This is a genomic window from Pseudomonas sp. Leaf48 (genome assembly GCF_001421885.1).
Lineage (GTDB): Bacteria > Pseudomonadota > Gammaproteobacteria > Pseudomonadales > Pseudomonadaceae > Aquipseudomonas.
Genome location: NZ_LMLH01000028.1, coordinates 657,308 through 682,013 on the forward strand (window position 1 = coordinate 657,308; position 24,706 = coordinate 682,013).

General features: G+C 60.6%; 21 protein-coding genes. 13 read left to right on the top strand and 8 right to left on the bottom strand.

The genetic code is table 11. The features are described from left to right. Window positions 1–36: 36 nt before the first annotated feature. The 4 genes from aroQ to ASE98_RS18815 form a co-directional block, all read right to left on the bottom strand. Window positions 37–489 carry a type II 3-dehydroquinate dehydratase gene (gene aroQ / locus ASE98_RS18800; RefSeq protein ID WP_060542821.1) on the bottom strand — a complete coding sequence of 151 codons (453 nt, stop codon included), beginning with the start codon at window positions 487–489 and terminating at the stop codon, window positions 37–39. A gap of 132 nt (window positions 490–621) precedes the next feature. Beyond that, window positions 622–2,367 (bottom strand): protein-disulfide reductase DsbD, encoded by a 1,746-nt coding sequence (locus ASE98_RS18805; protein WP_060542822.1) that lies wholly within the window; start codon window positions 2,365–2,367, stop codon window positions 622–624. Between the two features lie 178 nt (window positions 2,368–2,545). Next, window positions 2,546–4,492 (bottom strand): methyl-accepting chemotaxis protein, encoded by a 1,947-nt coding sequence (locus tag ASE98_RS18810; protein WP_060542823.1) that lies wholly within the window; start codon window positions 4,490–4,492, stop codon window positions 2,546–2,548. 52 nt (window positions 4,493–4,544) lie between these two features. After that, on the bottom strand, window positions 4,545–6,215 hold the full coding sequence (locus ASE98_RS18815) for a response regulator (protein WP_060542824.1): 1,671 nt from the start codon (window positions 6,213–6,215) through the stop codon (window positions 4,545–4,547). 459 nt (window positions 6,216–6,674) lie between these two features. On the opposite strand from ASE98_RS18815, the gene ASE98_RS18820 reads away from it, so the two are divergent. From ASE98_RS18820 to ASE98_RS18845, 6 genes are all read left to right on the top strand, one after another. Continuing rightward, window positions 6,675–7,742: a DUF2333 family protein gene (locus ASE98_RS18820; RefSeq protein WP_060542825.1), complete on the top strand. Its 1,068-nt coding sequence runs from the start codon at window positions 6,675–6,677 to the stop codon at window positions 7,740–7,742. A 3-nt stretch (window positions 7,743–7,745) separates the two neighbouring features. Further along, complete coding sequence (locus tag ASE98_RS18825) at window positions 7,746–8,315, top strand: NUDIX hydrolase (protein ID WP_060542826.1); 570 nt, start codon at window positions 7,746–7,748, stop codon at window positions 8,313–8,315. A gap of 210 nt (window positions 8,316–8,525) precedes the next feature. Next, window positions 8,526–8,897: a translation initiation factor Sui1 gene (locus ASE98_RS18830; protein ID WP_060542827.1), complete on the top strand. Its 372-nt coding sequence runs from the start codon at window positions 8,526–8,528 to the stop codon at window positions 8,895–8,897. A gap of 218 nt (window positions 8,898–9,115) precedes the next feature. Further along, window positions 9,116–11,029, top strand: coding sequence for an arginine decarboxylase (gene speA, locus ASE98_RS18835; protein WP_060542828.1), 1,914 nt, complete (start codon window positions 9,116–9,118; stop codon window positions 11,027–11,029). 232 nt (window positions 11,030–11,261) lie between these two features. Next, entirely contained in the window at window positions 11,262–12,581 is a 1,320-nt protein-coding gene (locus ASE98_RS18840) for a type VI secretion system Vgr family protein (RefSeq protein WP_060542829.1), read from the top strand. Further along, complete coding sequence (locus ASE98_RS18845) at window positions 12,578–13,372, top strand: DUF4123 domain-containing protein (protein ID WP_060542830.1); 795 nt, start codon at window positions 12,578–12,580, stop codon at window positions 13,370–13,372. Before ASE98_RS18840 ends, ASE98_RS18845 begins: the two co-directional genes overlap by 4 nt. Window positions 13,373–13,401: 29 nt before the next feature. On the opposite strand, the gene ASE98_RS18850 is transcribed toward ASE98_RS18845, so the two are convergent. Next, window positions 13,402–14,751, bottom strand: coding sequence for an MATE family efflux transporter (locus ASE98_RS18850; protein ID WP_060542831.1), 1,350 nt, complete (start codon window positions 14,749–14,751; stop codon window positions 13,402–13,404). Window positions 14,752–14,823: 72 nt separating this feature from the next. Beyond that, entirely contained in the window at window positions 14,824–15,117 is a 294-nt protein-coding gene (locus ASE98_RS18855) for a hypothetical protein (RefSeq protein WP_060542832.1), read from the bottom strand. A 193-nt stretch (window positions 15,118–15,310) separates the two neighbouring features. On the opposite strand from ASE98_RS18855, the gene ASE98_RS18860 reads away from it, so the two are divergent. The 5 genes from ASE98_RS18860 to ASE98_RS18880 all read left to right on the top strand — a co-directional run bounded on the left by ASE98_RS18860 (window position 15,311) and on the right by ASE98_RS18880 (window position 19,798). Beyond that, the gene (locus tag ASE98_RS18860; protein WP_060542833.1) at window positions 15,311–15,613 is read left to right on the top strand and encodes a MazG-like family protein; all 303 of its coding nucleotides are present in this window, start codon (window positions 15,311–15,313) and stop codon (window positions 15,611–15,613) included. Next, window positions 15,613–16,362: a methyltransferase domain-containing protein gene (locus tag ASE98_RS18865; RefSeq protein ID WP_060542834.1), complete on the top strand. Its 750-nt coding sequence runs from the start codon at window positions 15,613–15,615 to the stop codon at window positions 16,360–16,362. Before ASE98_RS18860 ends, ASE98_RS18865 begins: the two co-directional genes overlap by 1 nt. Before the next feature lie 12 nt (window positions 16,363–16,374). Continuing rightward, window positions 16,375–16,995 (top strand): DUF4136 domain-containing protein, encoded by a 621-nt coding sequence (locus tag ASE98_RS18870; protein ID WP_060542835.1) that lies wholly within the window; start codon window positions 16,375–16,377, stop codon window positions 16,993–16,995. A 53-nt stretch (window positions 16,996–17,048) separates the two neighbouring features. Further along, window positions 17,049–17,606, top strand: coding sequence for a DUF4136 domain-containing protein (locus tag ASE98_RS18875; RefSeq protein WP_060542836.1), 558 nt, complete (start codon window positions 17,049–17,051; stop codon window positions 17,604–17,606). Window positions 17,607–17,827: 221 nt separating this feature from the next. Further along, entirely contained in the window at window positions 17,828–19,798 is a 1,971-nt protein-coding gene (locus ASE98_RS18880) for a pilus assembly protein TadG-related protein (RefSeq protein WP_060542837.1), read from the top strand. Here ASE98_RS18880 and ASE98_RS18885 read toward each other — a convergent pair. Further along, on the bottom strand, window positions 19,795–22,536 hold the full coding sequence (locus tag ASE98_RS18885) for a PAS domain-containing sensor histidine kinase (protein ID WP_060542838.1): 2,742 nt from the start codon (window positions 22,534–22,536) through the stop codon (window positions 19,795–19,797). The genes ASE98_RS18880 and ASE98_RS18885 overlap by 4 nt on opposite strands. Further along, the gene (locus ASE98_RS18890) at window positions 22,533–22,973 is read right to left on the bottom strand and encodes a TadE/TadG family type IV pilus assembly protein (protein WP_060542938.1); all 441 of its coding nucleotides are present in this window, start codon (window positions 22,971–22,973) and stop codon (window positions 22,533–22,535) included. The genes ASE98_RS18885 and ASE98_RS18890 overlap by 4 nt, the downstream gene beginning before the upstream one ends. Window positions 22,974–23,048: 75 nt before the next feature. Between ASE98_RS18890 and ASE98_RS18895 the strand changes: the two genes are divergently transcribed. Together ASE98_RS18895 and ASE98_RS18900 are read left to right on the top strand one after the other, a co-directional pair. Continuing rightward, a complete protein-coding gene (locus tag ASE98_RS18895; RefSeq protein ID WP_060542839.1) occupies window positions 23,049–23,519 on the top strand; it encodes a prepilin peptidase in 471 nt (156 codons plus the stop codon). Between the two features lie 114 nt (window positions 23,520–23,633). Beyond that, window positions 23,634–24,416, top strand: a complete 783-nt coding sequence (locus ASE98_RS18900; RefSeq protein WP_060542939.1) for a response regulator transcription factor — start codon at window positions 23,634–23,636, stop codon at window positions 24,414–24,416. The last annotated feature ends 290 nt before the right edge of the window (window positions 24,417–24,706 follow it).

The following is a 24,706-nucleotide window of genomic DNA, read 5'->3' on the forward strand; positions in this document are numbered from 1 at the left end:
CCCAAGGGTCGGTCAGGGGCGTTCAACGCTTGTTGTTCAAGCCGTTGCCTGTCTTTCAAGCTGCTCTAGTGCGGCCTCCAGGGCCAGTCGATAACCGCTGGCGCCAAGGCCGCAGATCACTCCCACCGCTACGTCGGAGAAGTAAGAGTGATGGCGGAAAGGTTCGCGTTTGTGCACGTTAGACAAATGCACTTCGATGAATGGGATGCTCACCGCCAGCAGCGCGTCACGTAATGCGACACTTGTATGTGTAAAAGCTGCTGGATTGATCAGAATGAAGTCCACGCCTTCGCCGCGAGCGGCATGAATGCGGTCGATCAATTCGTACTCGGCATTGCTTTGCAGGTACAGCAGATGGTGGCCGGCTTCACGGGCGCGACGTTCCAGGTCCTGGTTGATCTGCGCCAGCGTCGTGGCACCATAGGTGCCCGGTTCACGGGTGCCGAGCAGGTTCAGGTTGGGTCCGTGCAGAACGAGTAGCGTCGCCATCGGCTGTTCCTTGGTTATCTGTGTGCAGTTGTCAGAACCCGGCGACTATGCCGCAAAGCGTTTATGACTGTCCAGTTCTCTGCAATAGCCAGCACGATGACCGATGTTTGCGCGAAATATGTGACCGCTTGATTAAATCCGGTCATTCGCCCTGTCGACACGTTCGGCGAAGTCCGTTGCGTTGATCTCGCCGATTACCCGCACATCGCTACGCTCGACCCCGTCCTTGCCGAAAAACATCAGGGCTGGTGGGCCAAACAGTTGATAGCGGTCGAGCAGGGCGCGCTGCTCGGCATTGCTGGCGGTGATGTCGAAACGAATCAGCCGATAGCCCTTGAGACGCTCGATCACGGTGGCGTCGTTGAGGACTTCACGTTCAATGACTTTGCAGCTGATGCACCAGTCGGCGTACCAGTCGAGCAATACCGGGGTTGCGGAGGATCGGGCTTCAGCCAGCGCCCGGTCGAGGTCCGCGGGGGTGCTGACAGTTTGCCAGGCGTTGATGCTTGACGGCTGCGCAGCATTTTCGACGAGCCGTGGCTGACCAATCGGATTGAACGGATCGGTCTGTCCGCTGAACGCGCCGTACCAGCAGCTCAGGGCGTAAAACACCAGGAACATCCCGAGCAGTTGGCCCAGGCGTTTTCGCGGCGGCTTGTAGACGAACTCCAGCGCGCCCATGAACAATCCGACGCCACCGGCCAGCAGGCCGATCAACAGCAAAGTCACCTGGCCGGGCAGGACGCGACTGAGCAGGGCAATGGCCAGCCCCAGCAACAATACGCCAATCGCGTTTTTTACGTAGATCAGCCATGGCCCGCTTTTTGGCAGCCACGCGGCACCGCCCGTGGCCACCAGCAACAGCGGTGCACCCATGCCCAGACCGAGCATGAACAGTTTCAGCCCGCCGCCCAGGGCATCGCCGCTGGCGCTGATGTACAGCAGTGCGCCGGCCAAAGGCGCCGAGACACAGGGTGAAACCAGCAGGCTGGACACTACCCCCAGAACCGCGGCGCCCCACAATGAGCCGCCTTCGGTGCGACCGGCGATGCGATCCAGGCGGCTGCTGATGGCGTTCGGCAACTTGAGTTCGAATACGCCGAACATCGCCAGGGCGAACAGCGCAAAAAACATCGCGAAGGGCACCAGCACCCAGACCGATTGCAGTCGCGCCTGCAGATTGAGTTGTGCGCCGAACAGGCCCATGAGTGCGCCGAGCAGGGCAAAGCAGGCGGCCATCGGCAGGACATAAGCCAGTGACAGATTGAAACCGCGCCAGCCTCCGACCTGGCCGCGCAGCACTACGCCGGAAAGAATCGGCAGCATCGGCAGTACGCAGGGGGTAAAGGTCAGGCCGATGCCCGCAAGGAAAAACAGCGCCAGTTCACGCCAGGTCCAGGCATAAGCCTGTGCCGGGCCACCACTGCCGTCGATGCTTAAACGCTCGGTTTCCGGCGGATAGCACAGGCCCTTGTCGGCGCAGCCCTGATAGGTCACGGCGAGGGTGAAGGCACGTTGATCGGTGCGTGGCAGTTCTACATCGAGAATGCCGTGATAGACCTCGACATCGCCGAAATACTCATCGTGTTTCTTCTGACCGTCGGGCAACTTTGCCGCCCCGAGGGTGACGTCGGCTGGATCGGCGCGAAACTGGAAACGGTGGCGGTAGAGGTAGTAACCCTCGGTCGCGACAAAACGCAGCTTGATCGATTGCGGCGTGCTTTCAACCAGGCTCAGCTGGAAGGCTTCTCGCACGGGCAGGAAGTCGGCGCTGTTGTTGATCGAACCGAGGGTCGAACTGGGCCGGCTCTCCAGCAGGCCGGCGGCACTGGCCGGCAGGGCAAAGACTAAAAGCAGCAGGCAGAGCAAGCGGCGCATGACGATCTCGCGTATCGGAATTGGGGGGATGATAGCGGACGGTGGGCCGGTGTGCAGGGGGAGTTTTGCGGTGGTTTTTCTGACGCCTTCGCGAGCAAGGCCGCTCCCACAGGTGACCGCGTTCTTTCATGGGAATGCGGTCACCTGTGGGAGCGGCCTTGCTCGCGAAGACTATCTGTCAGACGCGGAAAGCCTGAACGGCTGTATGCAGCCGCCCACCCAACACCAACAGTTTTTCCCCCTGCTCACGCCCCTCACCGATACGCAGTAAATTATCCCCGCCCAACTGATGAATCCTTTCACTGTGGTCTCGGATCTCACTCACCGCGCCACTCTGCTGGGCCGTGGCATCGGCGATGCGTACGGCGGTGTCGGAAATGGTCTGGATAGCCCCAACGATCTTGTCCAGCGCGCCGTCGGCGGCCTGGGCCTGGCTGGCGGTTGCTTCTGCGTGTTCCAGCTGGGTGCGCATGCCTTCCACTGACTGTCGCGCGGCGGTCTGCAGGCCGGCGATCAGGCTTTGTATCTCGCCGGTGGCCCCGGCGGTGCGTTGGGCCAGCGAGCGAACCTCTTCTGCTACCACCGCGAAGCCCCGACCCATTTCCCCGGCCCGTGCCGCTTCGATGGCCGCGTTCAGGGCCAGAAGGTTGGTCTGCTCGGCAATCGAGCGGATCACCGTCAACACACCACCGATGGTGGCCGATTCCTCGGCCAGGTGTTCGATCATCTGTGCATTGCCTTGTACTTCACCCACCAGCGCGTGCAGGCCGGTGAGGCTCAGGCCGATGACCTTCTGCCCGTGCGCCACTGCCTGGCCGGCGTGGCGGCTGGCGTCGGCGGCCTGGCTGGCATCGCCGGCGACCTGTTGAATGGTCGCTTCAAGTTCGCTCAGGGAATCGCGGATGATTGCCGTGTCCCCGGCCTGATGCTGGGCCCCGTCGTGCAGGTCATTGCTCAGGTCAGCCAGGGTTCGGCTACTGCCGGCGACCTGTTCGGCGTTGAGGCGAATGGTGCCCACAAGGTCCACCAGATAGGCACGCAAGCGGTTGAGCGATGCTTGAATGTCATGCAGTTCGCGGTTGGTGTTGCCCAGTTGAATGTCGCGGCTGAAGTCGCCTTCGGCCCAGGTCGAGAGGGCCGGGGCGAGCAGGGTCAGGGTGCGGGCCAATTTCCGTTGCAGCGTGTCAATCAGCAGGGCGATCAACAGGATCAGACCGATCATCAACCCTTGCATCAGCCGCACTTCGCTCTGGATCTGCCCGTGCTGGGCGCGCACCACCGGTTCCAGCCCGGCGATGGCTTGTTGTACGCCGGCGATTTTCAGATGAGTTGCGCTGCTGAGGTCGGCACGTTTCTGAATCTGGTCACGGGTGCGCGAAAGTTCGGCCGGGTAGCGGGTGAGCAGGCTGTGGAGTTCGCGCTTGAGGCTGACACCGGCGTCTTCGGTCACAGCTTTTTCCGTGCTCTGCAGGCCCATCATCGAGGCGAAGTCATCGGTGTTCGATTCACTGCTGGCGGTGACGCCCAGCAGCGGGAGGCTGTCCAGTATCTCTGCCTGGGCCCTGATGCTGGCGACTTCTCGCTCGACGTCGGCGGCCAGTTCACTTCGTCCGCTGCTGACCAGTTTGTCCCGCGCCAGCGACAGTCTGCCCAAGTGCTGCGAGGCGACGAGCAAGGGTGTCAAGTACGCTGCGTTGCCGCTGGCGTACTGGCTCAATTGAGCCAGGCTGGCGCCGATTTCCCGTTCAGCCTGCAGCAGCAGCGCTTGCGGATCACCGGCAAGTTTGCCGGCGGCCAGCAGGTCGGTTCTGCTGAATTGCGCAAGGTTCGACAGGCTCGGGCGCAATGAGTCGGCCAGGTCTGGTGGCAGTTCGCCAAGTTCCTGTTGCAGGCTGTCGATGGCCTGGCTGGCGCTGCTCAGGCGCAAGGCATCGCCACTGCCCAGATACTCCTCAACGTTGCGCGCGACTTCATTCTGAAAGGTCTGCGACAGCTCCAGGTAGCGTTCCATCAGCAGATACGGGCGCTCAAGGGCTTTTTGCGACCACCATAACGTAGCGCCGAGGGCCACGCAGACGGCCACCAAAAGGAGGGTATTGAGATTGGTCAGCAGCTTCAGGCGCATTAAGGACTACCAACGGCAGAAATGGTGAGCGCCAGAAGTTATTGCGTTCCTGTTACAGAGTTATGACCGTATCGGTCGGATTTGATGAAAAGGTGGCACTTTGCTTTATCGCCTGTTCCGCCTGAATGCGGTTGCGACCGGCGTTCTTGGCACGATATAGCGCCTCATCCGCCTGACTGGCCATCAACAGGCTGTCTGAGTCATCACCGAGTTCAATTAGCCCGGCACTGAAGGTGCACCACAGGTCCTGAGGCTGAGCCGGGTAATGAATCTCGGCAAAGCGCTGACGGATTTCATCGAGCACGTTGTAGGCCGCTTCGATATCAGTGTCCGGCATGACGATGGCGAATTCCTCACCGCCATAGCGGCCGATGAAGTCGGTCTTGCGCAGACGTTGCTTGAGGAACAGCGCCAGGCTCTTGATCACCCGGTCGCCCATGGGGTGGCCGTGGCTGTCATTGACCCGTTTGAAGTGGTCGATGTCGAGCATCGCAAAACTCAGCGGCTTGTTTTCGCGGCGGGCGCGGAACGAGCAGTCTTCGAGCAATTGCAGTATGTGCGTGTGGTTGTACAAGCCGGTGAGGCTGTCACGAACCATCCGTGCCTTGAGGTTGCGCGCCCGTGCCGCGCGGTTGCGCACAGTGGTGATCAGGTGACGGGGCTTGATCGGCTTGGTCAGGAAGTCGTCGCCACCTTCGCTCATGGCATCGAGTTGCTTGTCCAGGTCGTCTTCGGCCGACAAGTAAATGATCGGCACGCTGACATAGCGGTCGTTGTGGCGAATCACCTTGGCCAGTTCCGTACCGGTGCAGGCCGGCATGTACATGTCGAGGATGATCAGGTCTGGCTGGAAATCCGCCAGTTCGGCCATGGCCTGGATCGGTTCGATCAGGGTCCGGGTAACGATCCCCGCGCTGTTGAGCAGACGTTCGGTGTGCAAGGCCTGGGCGCGGGAGTCATCGATGATCAGCACTTTATAGGGTTCGTAGGGGGCGACGCAGGTCAGGACTTCGATCTTCTCCAGCAGGCTCGACGCTTCGAGGGTGCCGGTGAGGAATTCCCGGCCACCGGCGCGCACAGCAGCGAGGCGGGTCGGGGTATCGGTTTCGTGCAGGCTGAAGAACAACAGCGGCAGAAGATGATCAAGGCCTTCCTGGGCTTCGGCGGCCAGCTTGAGACCGACCCCGGGTCCGCTGAAGTCGACGTCCATGACGATCGCGGCCGGCAAACGCTCGGCCATCGAGGAGCGAAATGCGTCTACGCTGTCCAGGTACTGGGCGCTGAGCCCGAAGAATTCCAGTTGCTTGGCCAGGCGCTCGGCGCGGTCATTGTCCTGCAACATCACATAGATCGGCTTGCGCACAGGCGGCAGGAAGGTGTTGTCGAGATGGTCTGCATGGCGCAGACCGGTGCGTGACAAACGCTGCATCAAGCGATTGAGGTCTGTAATCAGATCGCTGCTCAGGCGTGCGCGATTGGCCTCGACAGCCTTGAGCGAATGACCGATCTGACGGGCCAGTTCAATGTGTTCCTGCTGCTCGAAACGTTCGGCGAAGCGCAACAGGCGCAAGTTGGCTTCACTCAATTGTGCCAGGTCGGCGCAGGACCATTCAGCGTGTTGCAGGCGCTGCCATATCTCAAGAATCTGACGAGCCTGATGAATTACCCGCTGGGCAAAGTGGTGCTTGAGACGCTCGCGGCTGGGATCTTCTGGCTCGGTCATATCCTGACTACTAGTTAGGGGGTACGCTGAGATCGACTGGTGGCTCTATGCTAGCACCTCTTTTCAATGACATGAGAGGTGTAGGGTAATTATCTGTAAACCGACCTCATTCAGTTTGTGACTGGTCGGTCCGCTCCTGGCTCGTAAAATCAGGCCTTTGGCCGATCAAATGCCTCTTTCAGAGCGATCCGCGCAAAGAGGACTTTGAGTGTTTCTGGTCTTGCGCAGGGGCAAATCTGCGCGCTTTTTTGGGCGCTGGTACCTAAGGTATTCCCTGATGGGACCTGATCATGACCAACAAGTCTGCTTCAAGGTTGGCGATGGGTGTCCCGGTTACGATTTTTTCGTCCGCCCGCCCGGTAATTTCCGCCAACAGCGCATTGGCGGGTGCCGGGCAAAGGCACGTTGTTGTATGGTTGTGGTCGAACCGTGAACTCAAGTGATTGAAAGGATATCGCCATGCTGGACTGGAAAAACCGCGAAGGCAGTGCGCCTGAACGTGCCGCTGAACCCAAGTCGGCCACCCGCAGTTATCTGGGCGGCCTGTTGTTCAGCCGGGCGCTGGCTACGCTGGTCGTTCTTTACCTGCTGGTGACGATTGCGCTGGGCTGGTACTGGAGCCAGGAACCCGCGTTGTTCCCGGTCCAGCAAACCGCACAGATGGCTGCCGAGAGAGAAGGCAAGCAGATGGTCATCGGCTACACCACGGTGGAAACCCTCAAGACCGTTGCCGGTACTTTGTTGGCCAAGCCGGGCGGCTATATATCCAATGACCGTTTCCCGCCGGGACTGTGGATGGACAACATGCCGAGCTGGGAGTACGGCGTGCTGGTGCAGGTTCGCGACCTGAGCCGCGCCCTGCGCAAGGACTTCGCCCGTTCGCAGTCACAGTCCGCCGAAGACGCCGATCTGGCCAAGGCCGAACCGCGTTTCAACTTCGACAATAAAAGCTGGGTGCTGCCATCCAGTGAGTCCGAATACCAGGAAGGCATCAATTCCCTGAGCCGCTATCAGGCGCGCCTGTCTGATCCGAACCAGAAAGGTGCGCTGTTTTATGCCCGCGCCGACAACCTGAACAACTGGCTGGGTGATGTCGGGACGCGCCTGGGTTCGTTGTCGCAACGATTGTCGGCCAGTGTCGGCCGGGTCAAGCTCAATACCGCCTTGAAAACCGAGGTTGTAGCCCCGGGTGAAGTGCCGCAGGTCGACGAGGAAATCGTCGAAACACCATGGATGCAGATCGACAACGTGTTCTACGAAGCCCGCGGTCAGGCCTGGGCTTTGTCCCATTTACTGCGCGCCATCGAAGTCGACTTCGCCGATGTGCTGGCGAAAAAGAACGCCACGGTCAGTGTGCGCCAGATCATTCGTGAACTGGAGGCGTCGCAGGAGGCTGTATGGAGCCCGATGATCCTAAATGGCAGCGGTTTCGGCGTGCTGGCCAACCACTCGCTGGTCATGGCCAACTACATCTCCCGGGCCAACGCCGCAGTGATCGATTTGCGTCAATTGCTCAATCAGGGCTGAGTCATGGTTGATAGCTGCGCCGATAACTTACGCGAGGCCGCGCACCGGGCGGCCTCTGATGCCGAGCAAATCGCCTGGGTCGACGAGCAGGACAATCCGCTCGGGTCCCTGGCCCGTTCGGACCTGCGCGAGCGCGGGCTGATCGGGCGCGGCACCTACATCATGTTGTTCAACTCCGCCGGGGAGTTGTGCGTGCACCGGCGCACCCTGAGCAAGGCGATCTACCCCGGTTACTGGGACGTGGCAGCAGGCGGCATGGTGCTCGCCAGTGAAACCTATGCCGAGTCCGCGGCCCGTGAGCTGGAGGAGGAGTTGGGTGTCAGTGGTGTGGAACTGACCGCCCATGACCATTTTTTCTTTGAAGACACCGGCAATCGCCTGTGGTGTTCGGCGTTTTCCGCGGTGTGGGACGGGCCGTTGATCCTGCAACCGGAAGAAGTGCTGGAAGCGCGTTTCATCCCCATCGAACAGGTGATGCTGGAAATCCAGCAGAAGCCCTATTGCCCGGACTCCCTGGCAGCGTTGAAGCGTTATCTGAAGGCTAAACAAACCAGCGTCGCAAAAGAGCTATAAATTGGCGCCGATTGGCTCTTAGCAATCGGCGTTTTTGCCGTTACACTGCGCGACCTTTTCAAACTGAACCGGTATGGCTGTAACTGTAGGAGCGAGCCTGCAGGGTTATACCGTTTCAGTAGCGCTGCCCCTGCCTGAGTGGGGCTTCGCGGTCGATGGCACCTGCCCGGGTTGCTGCGACCAGTCTTTGTCCTCCAAAGAGGATTGCCGGTGGCCAAAAAAGCCGCATCCTTCGCCGCCCTCGGTGGCCTGGTATTTTCCACCGACGCAGGTCGTCATTGCCCGGAATGCAGTAAACCGGTGGACGCCTGTATCTGCAAACAGACCGTTATCCCGGCCGGCGACGGCGTTGCTCGCGTGCGTCGCGAAAGCAAGGGCCGTGGCGGCAAGACGGTGACCACCATCACCGGCGTGCCGCTGGCTGAAGACGCGCTCAGGGAACTGGCGACCACGTTGAAAAAGCGTTGTGGCACAGGCGGAGCGTTGAAAGACGGGATCATCGAAATCCAGGGCGATCATGTCGAGCTACTCTTGGCGGAGCTGATCAAGCACGGCTTCAAAGCGAAGAAGTCCGGCGGCTAGCAGCCTCTGTGAAACCCACCCCCGGCTTGACCGGCCTCGATTGCATTCGGGCCCGGCGCCGTCTACATGGTTTTCACAGAGCCTGTTCATGACCGGTATCTAAACTCGTAGCGGTCGGCGGGGTCTATGACCTCGTTGACCAACCGTCATTTTCATTCTTTAGACTGCGCCGGCCTGAACCCAGGCGACGCACTATGACTTCTTTATAGGGGACTTCGATGTCCGTACGACGCACACGCAAAGACGATGGCAGCCAATGGACAGTTGCGGACAGCCGCAGTGTTTACGGGATTCGCCATTGGGGGGCCGGGTATTTCGCGATCAATGACGCCGGTCGCGTCGAAGTTCGTCCGAACGGTCCGAGCAGCTCGCCTATCGACCTGTTCGAGCAAGTCGACCAGCTGCGCAAGAGCGGCTTGTCCTTGCCGCTGCTGGTACGGTTCCCGGATATTCTGCAAGACCGCGTGCGTCAGCTGACCGGCGCGTTCGACGCCAATATCGAGCGTCTGGAATACCAGAGCAAGTACACCGCGCTGTACCCGATCAAGGTCAACCAGCAAGAAGCGGTGATCGAGAACATCATCGCCACCCAGAATGTCTCCATCGGTCTGGAAGCCGGCTCCAAGCCTGAGCTGCTGGCGGTGCTGGCACTGGCGCCGAAGGGCGGCACCATTGTCTGCAACGGCTATAAGGACCGCGAGTTCATCCGTCTGGCGCTGATGGGCCAGAAGCTCGGCCACAACGTGTTCATCGTGATCGAGAAAGAGTCCGAAGTCGGCCTGGTGATCGAAGAAGCGGCGTCGCTCAAGGTCAAGCCGCAGGTCGGCCTGCGCGTACGCCTGTCGTCCCTGGCCTCGTCCAAGTGGGCGGACACCGGTGGCGAAAAATCCAAGTTCGGTCTGTCGGCGGCGCAGTTGCTGTCGGTCGTCGAGCGCTTCCGCGCGGCCGGTCTGGACCAGGGCATTCGCCTGCTGCACTTCCACATGGGCTCGCAGATCGCCAACCTGGCGGACTACCAGCACGGCTTCAAGGAAGCCATCCGCTACTACGGCGAACTGCGCAACCTCGGCCTGCCGGTCGATCACATCGACGTCGGTGGCGGCCTGGGCGTGGACTACGACGGCACACACTCGCGTAACGCCAGCTCGATCAACTACGACATGGACGATTACGCCGGTGTCGTGGTCGGCATGCTCAAGGAATTCTGCGACGCGCAGAGCCTGCCGCATCCGAACATTTTCTCCGAAAGTGGCCGCTCCCTGACCGCGCACCATGCCATGCTGGTGATTCAGGTGACCGACGTCGAGAAACACAACGACGAAATCCCGCTGATCGAAAACAAGGAAAACCTGCCGGAAACCGTGCAGTGGCTGGTTGACCTGCTGGGTCCGACCGACATCGAGATGGTCACCGAAACCTACTGGCGCGCCACGCACTACATGAGCGATATCGCGTCGCAGTACGCCGACGGCAAGCTGACCCTGGCCGAGAAAGCCCTGGCCGAGCAATGCTACTTCGCCGTGTGCCGTCGCCTGCACAATTCGTTGAAGGCGCGTCAGCGTTCGCACCGTCAGGTGCTCGACGAACTCAACGACAAGCTGGCCGACAAGTACATCTGCAACTTCTCGGTGTTCCAGAGCCTGCCGGACACCTGGGCCATCGATCAGGTACTGCCGATCATCCCGCTGCATCGCCTCGATGAAGAGCCGCTGCGTCGTGCGGTGCTGCAGGACCTGACCTGTGACTCCGACGGCAAGATCAACCAGTACGTCGACGAGCAGAGCATCGAAACCAGCCTGCCGGTACATGGCCTGAACGAAGGTGAGGATTACCTGCTGGGCGTGTTCCTGGTGGGGGCTTACCAGGAAATTCTCGGCGACATGCACAACCTGTTCGGTGACACCGACTCGGTGAACATCTACCAGAACGCCGACGGCAGCGTGTACCACGCCGGTATCGAGACCCATGACACCATCGAAGACATGCTGCGCTATGTGCACTTGTCGCCGGAAGAACTGATGACCCACTACCGCGACAAGTGCGCCAGTGCCCGCATCAGTGCCAGCGAGCGCACGCAGTTCCTCGATGCCCTGCGTCTGGGGTTGACTCGTTCGTCCTACCTGTCTTCCTGAGGTCAGGGACGCGCTGACCAGATCGTCTGAATTTTTTTCCGGTTTCTGCGGAAATTTCAGATGATCTGGTGCGGCATCTCTCTTTATCCTGTAGGAAATTTCCACGCTGCGGCGATCAAAGCAAAAACGTCCTCTTTTCGCGTAGGCCGTTTCCTAAGTTGTACTTCTGCCCTCTACTCGGCCATGTCTCTCGGCGAGAATCCCCGGCCGCCCCCCCAGTAGAGAAATGCCGATGTCCAATCCAGTCAGCGAGCCCTCATTTCGTCTGGATGTAGCCGGTCTGCCCGATCCCTTCGAGGTCCTTGCCTTTACCGGTAAAGAGGCTGTCAACGAGCCGTTTGTGTTCGATGTCGAACTGCTGATCCATGACTCGGTGCCTGACCTTGCCAGCTTGTTGTATCGGCCGGCCACTTTGTACTTCGGGCCGCCAGGAAGCTGCATCTGCGGACAACTGCATGAACTTGTCCAGCGTGACCAGGGCCTGGGGAGCAGGCTTTGCCAGATCCGTCTGGGGCCGAAGCTGGCGTGTCTGGGCCAGCGCTTCAGCCAGCGGATTTTCAGTGGCCGTTCGGTGCCGCAAATCATCGATCAGGTGCTCAAGGAACACGGCATCGTCGGCGATGACCGACGCTTCGAGCTGGAAGGCGATTATCCATTTCGCGATTTTTGTACGCAGTACAAGGAGTCGGATTTGCAGTTTCTCCAGCGCCTGTGTGCCGAGGAACAGCTTGATTACCACTTCGAACACCTGGCGCGTCGCCACCGCGTGGTGTTCCGTGATGATCGGCAGCAACTTCCCCTGAGCGAGCGTGCATTGTTTCGTAGCAAGGGTGAGCAACCGGCAGTACGTGAGTTCGAACTTCAGTGCTCCACGGATTCTGCGGTGCAGTTTGCTGATTGCCGTACGGACCTGGCGACCTTGCGCAGCGGGCAACTGATGCCGCTGGCCGATCACCCGGTTGCCGAGTGCAATCAGCGCTGGTTGCTGACCCATATCGAGCATCGGGGCAGCCAGGATCCGCTGACGCCTTATTACAATCAGACTCGCGCCCTGAGTGGGCGTATTCCTTTCGAGCCACCCCGCTCAGTCACCAAGCCACGCATGCACGGTCTGCAGCGGGCATGGGTGGTGGAAGTCGATGAACTGCGCCCGGCTCCCGGCAGACCGGTACCGGTGCAATTCGACTGGCTGTATCAAGGCGAAGGAGCGTCCCCCAGCCACTGCTGGCTGCCCCTGGCGGCCGATTTGCAGGCGCTCACTCTGGAGTCACTGCGAGAAGGGACCGAAGTGCTGGTGAGCTTCATCGACGGAGATCCGGACCGGCCTTTGATAACCAGCCTGCTTCACGCCCCGCAAGACGACGAGGCAGCGAGCGCCCTCATGGCGCAGTGCCCGGCAACTGTCCAGGCCGGTCTGCAGCAATGGCTGGGCTCCGGTGAGCCGCTCATGTTGCTGTGCCTGCTGCCCGGTGGTGGCAGCTTCAACCATTGCGAACAGGCGCTTTGCACTTGTCGTGCAGCGCTGCGGCTCGAACATGGTGGTCGGGCATGATCACCACGCAAATGCCCACCCCACGCCCCCAGTGGCTGTTGCTGGATGTGCCGGGTTCGCCAGGGGTGGTGACGGTCTTGCAGCAGACCTTTGTGCAAGCCCGGCGGTTCTGGCTGTTCGAGGGCACCGAGTGGCATGCGCTGCATGAGCACGGACCTGTACTCGTTGATCTGCGCACTTGCCCGGCGCTGGCTGATTTATGCCTGGTCGACGGGCAACGCTGGCGCGGCTTGCTGATTGTCAGCCAGACCTCGGAGCTGACGCTGCTGGCGCACTTGCGACGGATGCTCACGGTCACTGTCGGCGTGCATCGGGCCCTGTTGAGTTATTACAATCCGAACACCGCCAGTTACTTCTTTGATGCTTGTGATGCGGTGGAGTTGAGTCGCTGGCTAGGGCCGATCAGCCAGCTACGCTGGTTCGGTGGCACCTGGGCCGACCGTGCGATCGGTTGCGAAGGCTGGCAGCGCCTGCTGAATCCGGCGCTGGCGGTTACCCCCTTGGCCGTTGAGGAAAGCCTCAGTGCCTGGCAACGGGAGAAGCTGCAAACCTGCCTGCTCGAACAACATGCCTGGCGCTGGAGTCGATCCAGCGGGATCGATTTCACCCGCCTGTGGCCCCTGCTGCAGGAAGGGCTGACACTGGGTTTCACTGAGCGTGCAGTGCTTGATGGCTGGATCTGGCTGCGCATGCAGTTCCCCGCGGCGATACCTGTGCAGCCGATGTCGGGGCTGACTCAACAGGAGCGCCTCGATAGCCTGCGTCAGTTATGGCAGAACAACCAACCCTGAACGCAAATCGATGGCGAGCCCATGCCGGTTCAGTGCGTTGCGTGGGCAAACCAGCCATCGTCGCGCTGCAGGCGCCAGGCGATGACACCCAGGGTCAGGCTGCGCAGCACCATGAATACCAGAAAGGTTATCCACAGGCCGTGGTTGCCCCAATCCTGCAATTCCCAGCCAAACGGTAATACCAGCACCACCGTCAGCAGCATGCCGTTGCGCATCTCTCGGGCGCGGGTGGCGCCGATGAACAGTCCGTCGAGCAGGTAACTCCAGACGGCAATCAACGGCAGCGCGGCGAGGTAGGGCAGGTAGATGAAGGCGGTGTCGCGCACGCTTTGAATGTCGGTCTGCATCTCGATGAACAGATGCCCGGCGAATAGAAACAGCACGGCAAAGCCCAGACTCGCCAGCAACGACCAGCCACAGGCCACCACCAATGAACGGCGCAGGGCATCGCGGTCGCGGGCGCCGATGGCATGCCCGCACAGGGCTTCCACCGCATGGGCCAGGCCATCCAGCGCATGGGCGGTCAGCAGCAGGCCGTTGAGCAGCAGCGCGTTGGCGGCGACGGTAGCGTCGCCCAGCCGGGCGCCTTGCACGGTGATCAGGAAAAACACCGATTGCAGCGCCAGGCTGCGGATGAAGATATCGCGGTTGACTGCCAGCAGCGGGCGCCAGCTCTGCCATACCGCCAACGCCGCCCAGACGATATGCCCAGGGTAGGCGCGCAGGGCCTTGCGGGTCATCAGCAGACCGATCAGCGCACCGGTCCATTCGGCTATCACCGAAGCCCTGGCCGAGCCGACCACGCCCCAGTCCAGCCCGAGGACGAACCACAGGTTCAGGGCAATGTTGACCAGGTTGGTGCTCAGCAGAATCGCCAGCGGTGCCCGGGCGTTCTGGGTGCCCAGGAACCAGCCGACCAGCGCATAGCTGGCCAGCGCGGCGGGCAGGCCAAACAGCCGGGTGTGAAAGAACTCGCGGGTCAGTTGATCAAGCTCGGCCGACGGCTGCATGAAATGCAGCGCGATACCACTCAAGGGTACGCCGAGCGCTCCCAATATGACGGCCAGGCCCATGGCCAGCAACAGGCCTTGCAACAGAATCTGCCGCAGCGCCGCACCATCCCCGCGCCCGGCGGCCTGGGCGGCGAACCCGGTCGAGCCCATGCGCAGAAAGCCCATTGCCCAGGCGAGAAAGGTATACAGGCTGGCGCCGACCGCGACGGCACCGAGTTGGTGGGCATGGGGCAGGTGGCCGATGACGGTGCTGTCGACCAGCGCCACTAGCGGCACGGATATGTTCGAGAGAATCATCGGTGCGGCAAGCGCCCAGACCCGGCGATGGGTGGGGCGGTCGCGCCAGTCGGCGGTCAGGTTGGACATGCAGGCTCCTTGGGGGAGCGGGCATTGTATCGACACATTCGCAATCTTCCGTATTCCATTACGCAAGCGGTGTCAGTGAATTATCCAGCTCAACAACCAGAGCCCCAGCATCATCCAGATGATCCCCATGATGATCGACGCATTGAGAAAAGCGCGGATTGCCGACCACAGCAGCACCAGGCCGAGGATCAGGGTAATGATGCTGACGATGGAGGTGTCCATGCCCAGGGCGTTGGACAAACCTTCGACAAAGTTGCTGCTGGCCTGGCTCAGCAGATTGAACAGCCCACTGAGGCCATCAACGACGAAGCGGATGATCGAGCCCAGTAACTGACCGAGCCATTCGGAAAAACCTTCTACCTGCATGGAGTGACGTCCTGATCAAAGAGAGGCATGGTTGCCGGATTTGAGCTTGGGCTGTCGATCATGGCACCGAGTTCCCCGCAGGGGCTGCCCAAAGCTGCGATCTTTTCGATTATGACGCAAAGTCCTCGGGATGACGCTGCCACTTGCCTTCACTGCCCATCCCCCCGAAGCTATACGCCTTCAGGAGAACCCGATGAACCTTGTTGAACTGACCGAACGCCTGCACGCCATCCGTGATCGCAATGACTGGCGGCAATTTCACAGCCCGAAAAACCTGGCCATGGCCGCGAGTGTGGAAATGTCCGAGCTGGTGGAGATTTTCCAGTGGCTGAGCGAAGACCAGTCACGCCAGTTGCCGGCGGAAAAGCTGGCGCATGCCGGTCAGGAAGTTGGCGACATCGTGCTGTATTTATTGCTGCTGTGCAGCGAGTTGGGGCTGGATATGGAAGAAGTGGTGCGCAGCAAACTGGCTGACAGTGAACGGAGGTTCAGCTGATGAGCGACCGTCATTTCGATCAACTGGCGACCCGTTTCGCTGAAAAAATCTACGGCGGCGCCAAAGGTGCCATCCGCCTGGCGGTGTTGCAGGCGGACCTGGCTGAAACCCTGCCGGACCGGCCGCTGCGAGTGCTGGACATTGGCGCCGGCCTTGGCCACATGTCTTTATGGTTGGCCCAGCGCGGCCATCAGGTGACCCTGGCCGAACCCGCCGAGCCGATGCTCGAAGGTGCCCGCCAGCGTTTCGCCGAGGCCGGCCAGACCGCGACCTTCATTCAGGCGCCATGGCAGGAGTTGCTCGGCCAGCTCACCGAACCCTACGATCTGGTGCTGTGCCACGCGGTGCTGGAATGGCTGGCTGAGCCTCACGCGATCCTGCCGGTCCTGCATCAATTGACCAAGGCGGACGGCTGGCTGTCCCTGGCGTTCTACAACCGCGATGCGCTGATTTACCGCAACTTGCTCAAGGGCCACTTCCGCAAGATGCGCAAGAATGACATGGCCGGCGAAAAGCAGAGCCTGACCCCGCAGCAACCCCTTGATCCGCGCGAACTGGCGGCGCAACTTGAAGGTCTGTGGCGGGTCGAAACCCAGAGTGGGGTGCGGGTTTTTCACGATTACATGCCGGTGGAGTTCCAGGCCCGCGCCGAACTGGCGGATCTGCTGGAAATGGAACTGGCTCACCGCCGTCACCCAAGCTTTGCCGGGCTCGGGCGTTACTTGCACTGGATTTGCCGGCCGATCTGATCGGAGCGCGAAATGATGAGTCGTTCAGCTGTGCTGGTGTTCTGCCTGGGGTTGGCGGCCTGTCAGGGCAGCAACCCTTATGTGGCCAGCTCCAGGCCCTTGCCGCCGGCGCCACCCCAGGCGGCCAATACCTTCGACCATAGCGCCTATCCTGCGCCGATCCGGAACTATGGACAGTACCGCAGCTGGGCCTGGCTCGACGGGCATCCGCCACCCGGCACGGTCTGGGCGGATTCGGCCCAGGTCGCCGAAGCGGTCAGCAGTGCGCTGGATCAGCGAGGGTTGCGACCGCTGCACGGTAACCGTCCGGCAGACCTGTTCGTCAGCGCCGACCTGCGCATGGAAACCCGCTTGCGTCAGGTTCAGGATGACTACTACGGCGGTGTCTATGGCGGTTATGGTGGCTACAACCACGGGTACGGCTCGGGCTACGGCATGTACACCGCCGTGCCGATTGTTCGCACCTATTCGGAACAGGTCATGGTGGTCCAGGTAGACCTGTATGACGCCCAGAGCGGCCAGGCCATCTGGAGTTCCAGCGCCGAGACTGGCAATGCTGACAGCGAAAGCAAGCGGGTCGATGCCATTCGTGAGGCTGTGGAAAAGGCAATGTCGGCGTATCCTCCTCATTAATTTCTGTAGATAAGAAGCATTTCGCATCGTTGTTTTTCAACCGGAGAACCATCATGTTTCGCCGTCTCGCTTTACTGGCAGTGGCCGCGTTGCTCAGTGCCTGCGCTGCCAACCAGGTCAATCATGACTTTGATGCCAGCCGTGATTTTGCGGCTTACCACAGCTGGAGCTGGAAAGAGCCCGCCGTGCAATACCGCCCCGATGATCCACGGATCCAGAGTGACCTGACCGATCAACGCATCCGCCAGGCTGTTACCGACCAGCTCGATTCCCGTGGCTTGCGTCAGGCAACCGCCGACGCCAAGGGTGACTTGAATGTGCAGACCTACCTGATTGTCGAAGACCGACAACAGCAGGTGACCACCAGTTATGGCGGCGGTTGGGGTAACCCGTGGAACGGTTACTGGGGCGCGCCGATGTATAACGAAACCCGCAACGTCAACTACAAGGTAGCGACCATCCAGATCGACATACTCGATGGCAAGGACGGCAGACTGGTGTGGCGCGGCAGTGATGAGCAGATGCTCAGCCGCACGCCGAACCCCTCGGATCGAAGCAATGCCATCCATGAAACGGTCACCCGGATTCTGGCCAACTACCCACCACGATAAGCCCCTCCTGCCTACCCTGTGGGAGCGGGCTTGCTCGCGAAAGCGATTTCTCATTCAAGGCAGGGTCGCCTGAGAAACCGTATTCGCGAGCAAGCCCGCTGCCACAGGGTTCATTTTTGGATCTTGAGTGGCGAGTTGCCAGCAGCCATGGCCACCTTTGTCTACACTGCTTCTCACCAACGGAGGTCGAGCCCGGCAGTGCGTCGGCAAAGGAGTGCGCCATGTCTCCCCGCATGCAGTTTCGCGGCCCGGCCCGACAACGGGGGGCGATCGGCCTGATGGCGGCGCTGACCCTGACCCTGGCCCTGGGATTCATGCTGTTGGTGGTCGATACCGGCAGGCTTTACCTGGAGCAACGCAAGCTGCAGCGGCTGGCCGACGTTGCCGCACTGGAGGCGGTCAGCCGCAATGGCGATTGCCTGGTGCCGGCGGCCACGGCGACGGTTTACGCCCTCGAGAGTGCCACCCGCAACGGCTACAACGCTGCCGACAGCATGACCCTGAACACCGACTGCGGTTCATTGCAAACGGGCGCCGACAACCTGCGCGCCTTCGTCGTCGATGCCAGCAAGAAAGAGGCGATTCGCGTGGTCGCGACCCATACGGTACCGACCAGCGTCGCGCGGGGCATTTTTGCCCTGATGGGGGCGGGCCCTGTCAGCCAGACCACCCAACTCTCGGCCACAGCCGTCGGTGCTGCCGCAGTCCTGCCGCCCCTGGCGATGTTGACCATTGGCAGTACGGCGCTGGTAGTCGACTCCAGCCGGTCGGCGGCGTTGAACCTGCTGTTGGGGCAAATGCTGGGCGGGAGCCTGAACTTGACGGTCGCCGGGTGGCAGGGCCTGGCCGATACCCAGATCAATCTGCTGGGCTACCTGAATCAATTGGCCCTAGACGTCAACGTCAGCGCCGGGGACTACACCCGGTTGCTGAGCACCAACATCGGCCTGACCCAGTTGCTGGACACCGCCATCACCGTACTTCAGGCCGGCGGGCCCACCACCAGTGTGGCGATCAGCGGGCTGACCGGTTTGAAGGCGGCGGCGGGGAGTACTTCGATTGTCCTGGGGCAATTGCTGCAACTGCAAACCGGGGCGGTCTCGTCGGCGCTCAATACCAATTTGCAGGTGTTCCAGTTGGTTGAGGCGTTTGTGCAAGTAGCCAACAGCCAGAACAGCGCCGTGGCCAATATCCCCCTGAACATCCCGGGCCTGGCTAACGGCGGGGTTCAGGTCAAAGTCATTCAACCGCCGCAATTGTCGGCCATCGGCAACCCGGCGCTGGTCAATGGCCTGATCAATGACCCCAACCGCATTTACGTGCGTACAGCTCAAGTGCGCACGCTTGTGTCGTTGAATTTGCCGGTACTGTCGGGTGTCAGTGGTCTGGCCAGCGCCCTCACCAGCAACACACTGTTAGGTGGATTGACCGATACCTTGAACAACCTGCTGCACCTGAATCTGGCCGGTACTGTGGGTTCGCTGTTGTGCACATTGACCGGAACGTGCCAGATCACCGACCTGAAGATCCTGCCCACACCGACCATCGACATCGCGTTGGAGGTGGCGGCTGCCGACAGCCACGTGACCGGCTACAACTGCGCCAGTAGCGGCACGAAAACCCTGACCACCGAGACCAACACCTCCCTGGTGAAACTCAAAGTCGGCAAGATCGACATGGCCAATGCGTTCTCTTCGTCGGCCGACGTCAGCGTGCAACCCTTGGCGTTAATTGATATCGGCAAGGTCAATTGCGTGCTCTGGGTGTGCAATCCAGCCACTCGCGTGCCGTTTTACGGCGGTGGCCTGGGGGTGAAGATCGACACCTCGGTGGCCAGTTCGCAAAGCACCCACGTTTACAACCAGCCACCGGAAATCAAGCAGCCACCGTTGCTCTATAACCTGGGTACGCAAGGCATCGTCAACAGCCTGAGAGCGAGCCTGGGCGGCGTTGAAGTCCAGGCCTATAGACCCACCGGTTCAAGTCTTCTGGGGGGAGTGCTGGTCTTGGCGGCCGGCGCCCTGGATGACGTCAACAGTACGTTGGGCGGCGTGATCCGGGGCTTGCTGAGCCCCTTGCTCGACCCGATTCTTGACGCGCTGCTGGCCAACCTGGGTATCACTCTGAACAAGGTTGATGTCGGCGCCAACCTGAGTTGCAAGCCACCGGGCCGACCCTCGCTGGTGATCTAGGCCGGGGTGGCAATCGGCAACTCGATACAGAACCGCGCGCCCTCGTGGCAATTGGTGACGCTCAGTCTGCCGCCCATGTTTTCGACGATGCCGTAACTGACCGACAGCCCCAACCCGGTGCCGACCCCCACCGGTTTGGTGGTGAAGAACGGTTCGAAAATCCGTTCCAGCAGACGTGAATCGATACCGCCACCGTTGTCCTCGACCCACAGTCGCACCGTGTCCGCATCCCGCTCGGCATTTAGCGCAATCCATGGGTTGAAATCGGCCTGGGACTCGCGCTTGCCCAGCAGCGCATCTCGGGCATTGACCATCAGGTTGATCAGCACTTGCTCCAACTGGTCGACGTGACCGCGTATCTGTACTTCAAAATCAGTCTCGGTGATCCGCAGATCAACGCCTTTGCCGCGCATGCCTTCGGTCAGCAGCGACAGTGTGCCTTCAATCGCCTGGACCGGATCGAACAGTTGCTGTTCGATGTCCGAGCGTCGCCCGAATACCCGCATGTGATCCACCACCCGCGCTGCGCGCTGCACCTGGGAGTCGATGCGTTTGAGCTTGTCGGTCAGGTAATCGACCTGCACGTCGCCGTTGCTCAGGCGTTTGAGCACGTTGGTGACCGCCATGCGCATCACGTTCAACGGCTGGCTGATTTCATGGGCCAGACCGGTGGCCATTTCGCCCAGGGTGGCCATCTTCGCGCTTTGCGTGAGTTGTTGTTGGGAGCGCCGCACCTCAGTGTTGTCGCGGCCCACGGCCTGAATTTCCAGCAAGCGGCCCTGATCATCGAACACACCGCGATCCGACCAGATCCACCAGGCATGTTCGCGGCCCGGCAGTTGCAAGTTGATTTCTGCGGTGCTGACCGGAAACTCCGGGCTCAGCCGGCTCAGCCTCTGAGTGAATGAATCGCGCTGTTCCCGGGACATCCAGGTGCCCAGATCGACTCCCGGCAACTGTTCGGGCGCGAGCTCCAGGTAGGTCGCCAGCGGCCGATTGCCGAAGCTCAGAATCAGCTCCGGGTTGTAACGGCAGATCATCGCCGGCGAGTCTTCTACCAGAATCCGGTAACGTTCCTCACTCTGTTTGACCTGTTCGGCAGCCAGCGTCGCCTCAGTGACGTCCAGCCACAGCCCCACGGCTTCCACAGGCAGGCCGAGGTCATCGCGCAGCAATTTGGCCTCATCGAGCATCCAGTGGTAATCACCGCGGCTGTCGCGCATGCGATAACGGCTGCGCACCGAACCTTCGCGCAGCAACAGGCGGGTGCGCTCGAAATAGTGCGGGCGGTCTTCGGGGTGAACCCGGTCGGCCCAGCTTGCGCCGGCGCAATCGGCGAGGGTCCAGCCCAGCAGTGGCAGCAGGCTGTCACTGAAGTAACTCGTTTGCAGCGCTCCTTCGGCGTAGCGCTGCACGTAAATGACGGCGGGGGAACTGGCGATCAGGTTATCGAGGCGCGCATGGGCGGCCGCGGCGTTTTGCTCCTGGTTCTTGATGTCGCTGATATCGAGCATGAAACCCACCAGCCGGCGATTTCTGACATTACCCAACGCCTGGCCTTGCAGGCGATACCAGGTAGGTGCCGGCCCATCTTCCGGGCGCTGCAAGCGCACGCAGCACAACAACGGTGTGCCTTCGTCCTGCAGCGCCTGCAGGCTGCTGCGCAACTGTTCGCGGTCGGCGGGATGTATTTGTTCGAGCCAGCTCTGCATGGGTAATCGTGTAGTTTGCAGGTTCAGGGCGTTGGCCAGGGAAGGTGCCAACTCAATCTCGGTATTGTCGCTGAACAGCTCCCACCAACCGGTACCCAGCAAGACTTGCAGCGATTCCAGGCGCTCCAGTTGCAGCTGGTGCCGATGTTCACGCAGACGCTCCAGCAGGGGGCCGGCCAATGCCGCGGCAATTTGCAGCCAGTCGCGATCGCTGATGTCGCGGGCGCGTTCCAGCACCGGATAGAAACCGCAAAGCAACCAGGCGACTACGCCCCGGGCATCGTGATAAGGCACCGCAAACCCGTCGGTATTACCGAAGGTGGCCTGCAAGCGCGGATGTTCATGCATGGACAGGCGTTGCGGTGCAGTACCGCTCAGGCTGTCCAGACTCGTGCCCAGGCTCTGGCCGCTTTGCCATAGCTGCGGTGCGTCGAGGGCCGCGTACTGTCGATGAATCTGCCAGCCCTGTTCCTGCTCATCGAGCAATGCCAGAGCAATGCATGGAATCTGCAAGCGCTGCGCCAAGCCTTCCAGCTGCTCGCCCAGCACTTCGGGCAAGCGCGTCAGGCTGCACAGGCGCAGTTGCTCGCCGATCTGCATCGTCAGCACCTGGCACTGCTCGCGGATGCGCGACTGTCGACGCTCCAGCAACAGGTCACCGATGTCCAGTAGCTGCAACTGCCAGTCATTGACCTGAGGTTGCACCCAGCCGCGCAGATGCAGGGGAGGGCCATTGAGGCTGTAGAAGTCCAGGTCCAGCATCTGCCCCTGCCAATCGGCCGGCGAGCCTTCGATGACGAGTGCGCAGTGGGGCAAGAGAAAGTCGAGCAGATGCGGCACCTGCGGCCCCGGTATCTGTTGCGCCAGCAGGTGCCGTAACGGGCCAGTCACCTGAGTCACCCGGCCCTCGGCATTGAGCTGTAATTGCAGGCCGAAACCGGTGACAGGCGGCAATTGCGAAATGTCTGGCGGGGGTGGTGGATGGCGATTGAGCAGGCGCCCGAACAGCTTGTCCCCGGCGCTCAAAATTGCAGGCTCGAACTGGCGGTTAGCGTCGTCGGCAGATTGGGCACCCGGCCAATCCCCGGCAAGCTGAGAAACGGGATGACGGCGCCGATTTTATTGCTCGGGTAATGAATGCTGACCTGCAGCAGCCCGCCCACGTAGGTCACTGAGGCGTCGGTGGCGACATTGAAATTCAGCGCTGTGGGTATCCACGCCAATTGCAGGCCAAGTTCGGTCTTGGCGCGGGTTTTCAGTGCAGCCTCGTAATTGGCGGTGGTCGGGTCCAGTGCCACGCTACGGCGCACGGCTTCGGCAGTCGACTGGTTGAACGACTGCATCAGCAGCAGGGGCAGGCTGTAGCTGACAATGCCGTAAAACACGGCAAAAAAAATTATGAAGACCAGGGCGAATTCAATCGCGACGGCACCTTTCTGCTTGCGGGGGAAGCTGATTTTCACGAGTGTGTCTACCCTGACCATCACAAAGTAATGTCAGCATAGAATCATTCAGCCAAAACGGACGTTTTTTACCTGATGCAAAGCTTTGTTTTATTGATCTGGCTGGCGCTTTGCGCGGCACAGGATGCCAGGGAGCGGCACATCGCCAATGGCTTGACCCTTGGCGTGGCAGCATTGGCGCTGGCCTGGTTGCTGTGGAGCGGTACCACATGGTTGGGGGCCCAGGCGCAAGAAGGTGGTTGGGCGTTACTGCTGGCGCTTGGGTTTACTTTGCCCGGGTATGCCTTGCGACGCCTAGGCGGCGCAGACGTCAAACTCATGGCTGCGCTGGGGCTCGCGACGGACGGTACGCATGTGCTCGGCACGTTTATCGGCGCCGGATTGGCCAGTGTTTTCTGGCTGTTGCTGGCGCCAAGAGTCTGGCTTCATATGAGTCAAGGGCTTAGAAATCATCTTTTTTATATGGCACCTGAAATGTCAAAGAAGCTGCCATTCGCCCCGTTCGTTTTGGCTGGGTTGGCGCTTACGTTCGCCTGGGGGCTCTAGTTGAACGTGATATGTACATAGCGGCAAACAAAGTCTATTTTTCAGGCAGTAGTTGCACAGCCTGTTGCTGTCGGTGAAGGACGGGTCAATTTTTGGCCTCACATGGAGTTGCTCGTGAACAAAGTTACTTCGGCATTAAAGGTTCTTGTGGTCGACGATGCCCCTATGATCGTCGAAGAGCTCTGCGAATTTCTGGAGGACAAAGGTTACCGCTGCGTTCCCTGCGAGTCCGGTTTCGGGGCGATCGAGCGTTTCAACAATGACCTTGATATCGGCCTGGTGTTGTGTGATCTGCATATGCCCCGCATGAACGGGATCGAACTGGTTCAGGAACTGCAACGGCTTTCGGGAAAACATCGCGCGTTTGAGGCGATCATGCTTACCGGGGGGGCTGACAAACAGGATGTGATCAAGGCCTTGCGCGCCGGGGTCGCCGATTATTATCAGAAGCCGATTGATCTGGACGAGTTGCTCGAGGGCATACAGCGTCAGGAAGCTGCGTTGCACGAGAAGCGCAAGAGTTTGCAACTGGGGCATTTGAATCAGAAGCTGCAGTATCTGTCCGAGTCGATCGATGGTCTGTATCAGGATCTGGACAAGGTTCGGCGTGCTCCGCATTTGGTGAATTCTGCTGGCGGAGCCGTTGATGAGGCGGACCGGGTCGAGATGCCGGCGATTTTCAACCAGCTGTCGCCGCGGCAACTGGATGTGGCGCGACTGGTGGGCAAGGGGCAGACCAATTATCAGATTGCCTGTGAGTTGGGGATTACCGAGAACACGGTGAAGTTGTATGTGTCGCAGGTGTTGCGTTTGACGCATATGCGTAATCGGACGCAGATGGCTTTGGCGTTGTCGCCTGGTAATTCCGGGGGGCGGCACAGGGTTGCTGTGGATTGATCGCTTGGTCTTGGTCTTGGTCTTGGTCTTGGCGGCCTCTGGGCCGACCAGGTTCTTGGTTGATTGAGTACATATCCGTTGCTGCGGTAACGGCGGCTTATGGTTTCGCCCTTACGGCGACTCCCTTTTTTACAAGCGCCTAAAAAAGGAAGCAAAAAACGCTAGCCCCAGCGTCCGGCCCCTCGCTAAGGCTCGGCGTTCCTTCGCTCCGGTGTCCATCCGGKGGCATCGCCTCCGGTCGGCTTCGCTTCGACCTCCTCTCGATGCGTTCGACTTCGTCGAACGGCGCT

Excerpts from the sequence above, each read along its gene's own strand:
- aroQ (WP_060542821.1), bottom strand. The coding sequence starts at position 489 with ATGGCGACGCTACTCGTTCTGCACGGACCCAACCTGAACCTGCTCGGC.
- ASE98_RS18805 (WP_060542822.1), bottom strand. The coding sequence starts at position 2,367 with ATGCGCCGCTTGCTCTGCCTGCTGCTTTTAGTCTTTGCCCTGCCGGCC.
- ASE98_RS18810 (WP_060542823.1), bottom strand. The coding sequence starts at position 4,492 with ATGCGCCTGAAGCTGCTGACCAATCTCAATACCCTCCTTTTGGTGGCC.
- ASE98_RS18815 (WP_060542824.1), bottom strand. The coding sequence starts at position 6,215 with ATGACCGAGCCAGAAGATCCCAGCCGCGAGCGTCTCAAGCACCACTTT.
- ASE98_RS18820 (WP_060542825.1), top strand. The coding sequence starts at position 6,675 with ATGCTGGACTGGAAAAACCGCGAAGGCAGTGCGCCTGAACGTGCCGCT.
- ASE98_RS18825 (WP_060542826.1), top strand. The coding sequence starts at position 7,746 with ATGGTTGATAGCTGCGCCGATAACTTACGCGAGGCCGCGCACCGGGCG.
- speA (WP_060542828.1), top strand. The coding sequence starts at position 9,116 with ATGTCCGTACGACGCACACGCAAAGACGATGGCAGCCAATGGACAGTT.
- ASE98_RS18840 (WP_060542829.1), top strand. The coding sequence starts at position 11,262 with ATGTCCAATCCAGTCAGCGAGCCCTCATTTCGTCTGGATGTAGCCGGT.
- ASE98_RS18845 (WP_060542830.1), top strand. The coding sequence starts at position 12,578 with ATGATCACCACGCAAATGCCCACCCCACGCCCCCAGTGGCTGTTGCTG.
- ASE98_RS18850 (WP_060542831.1), bottom strand. The coding sequence starts at position 14,751 with ATGTCCAACCTGACCGCCGACTGGCGCGACCGCCCCACCCATCGCCGG.
- ASE98_RS18855 (WP_060542832.1), bottom strand. The coding sequence starts at position 15,117 with ATGCAGGTAGAAGGTTTTTCCGAATGGCTCGGTCAGTTACTGGGCTCG.
- ASE98_RS18860 (WP_060542833.1), top strand. The coding sequence starts at position 15,311 with ATGAACCTTGTTGAACTGACCGAACGCCTGCACGCCATCCGTGATCGC.
- ASE98_RS18865 (WP_060542834.1), top strand. The coding sequence starts at position 15,613 with ATGAGCGACCGTCATTTCGATCAACTGGCGACCCGTTTCGCTGAAAAA.
- ASE98_RS18870 (WP_060542835.1), top strand. The coding sequence starts at position 16,375 with ATGATGAGTCGTTCAGCTGTGCTGGTGTTCTGCCTGGGGTTGGCGGCC.
- ASE98_RS18875 (WP_060542836.1), top strand. The coding sequence starts at position 17,049 with ATGTTTCGCCGTCTCGCTTTACTGGCAGTGGCCGCGTTGCTCAGTGCC.
- ASE98_RS18880 (WP_060542837.1), top strand. The coding sequence starts at position 17,828 with ATGTCTCCCCGCATGCAGTTTCGCGGCCCGGCCCGACAACGGGGGGCG.
- ASE98_RS18895 (WP_060542839.1), top strand. The coding sequence starts at position 23,049 with ATGCAAAGCTTTGTTTTATTGATCTGGCTGGCGCTTTGCGCGGCACAG.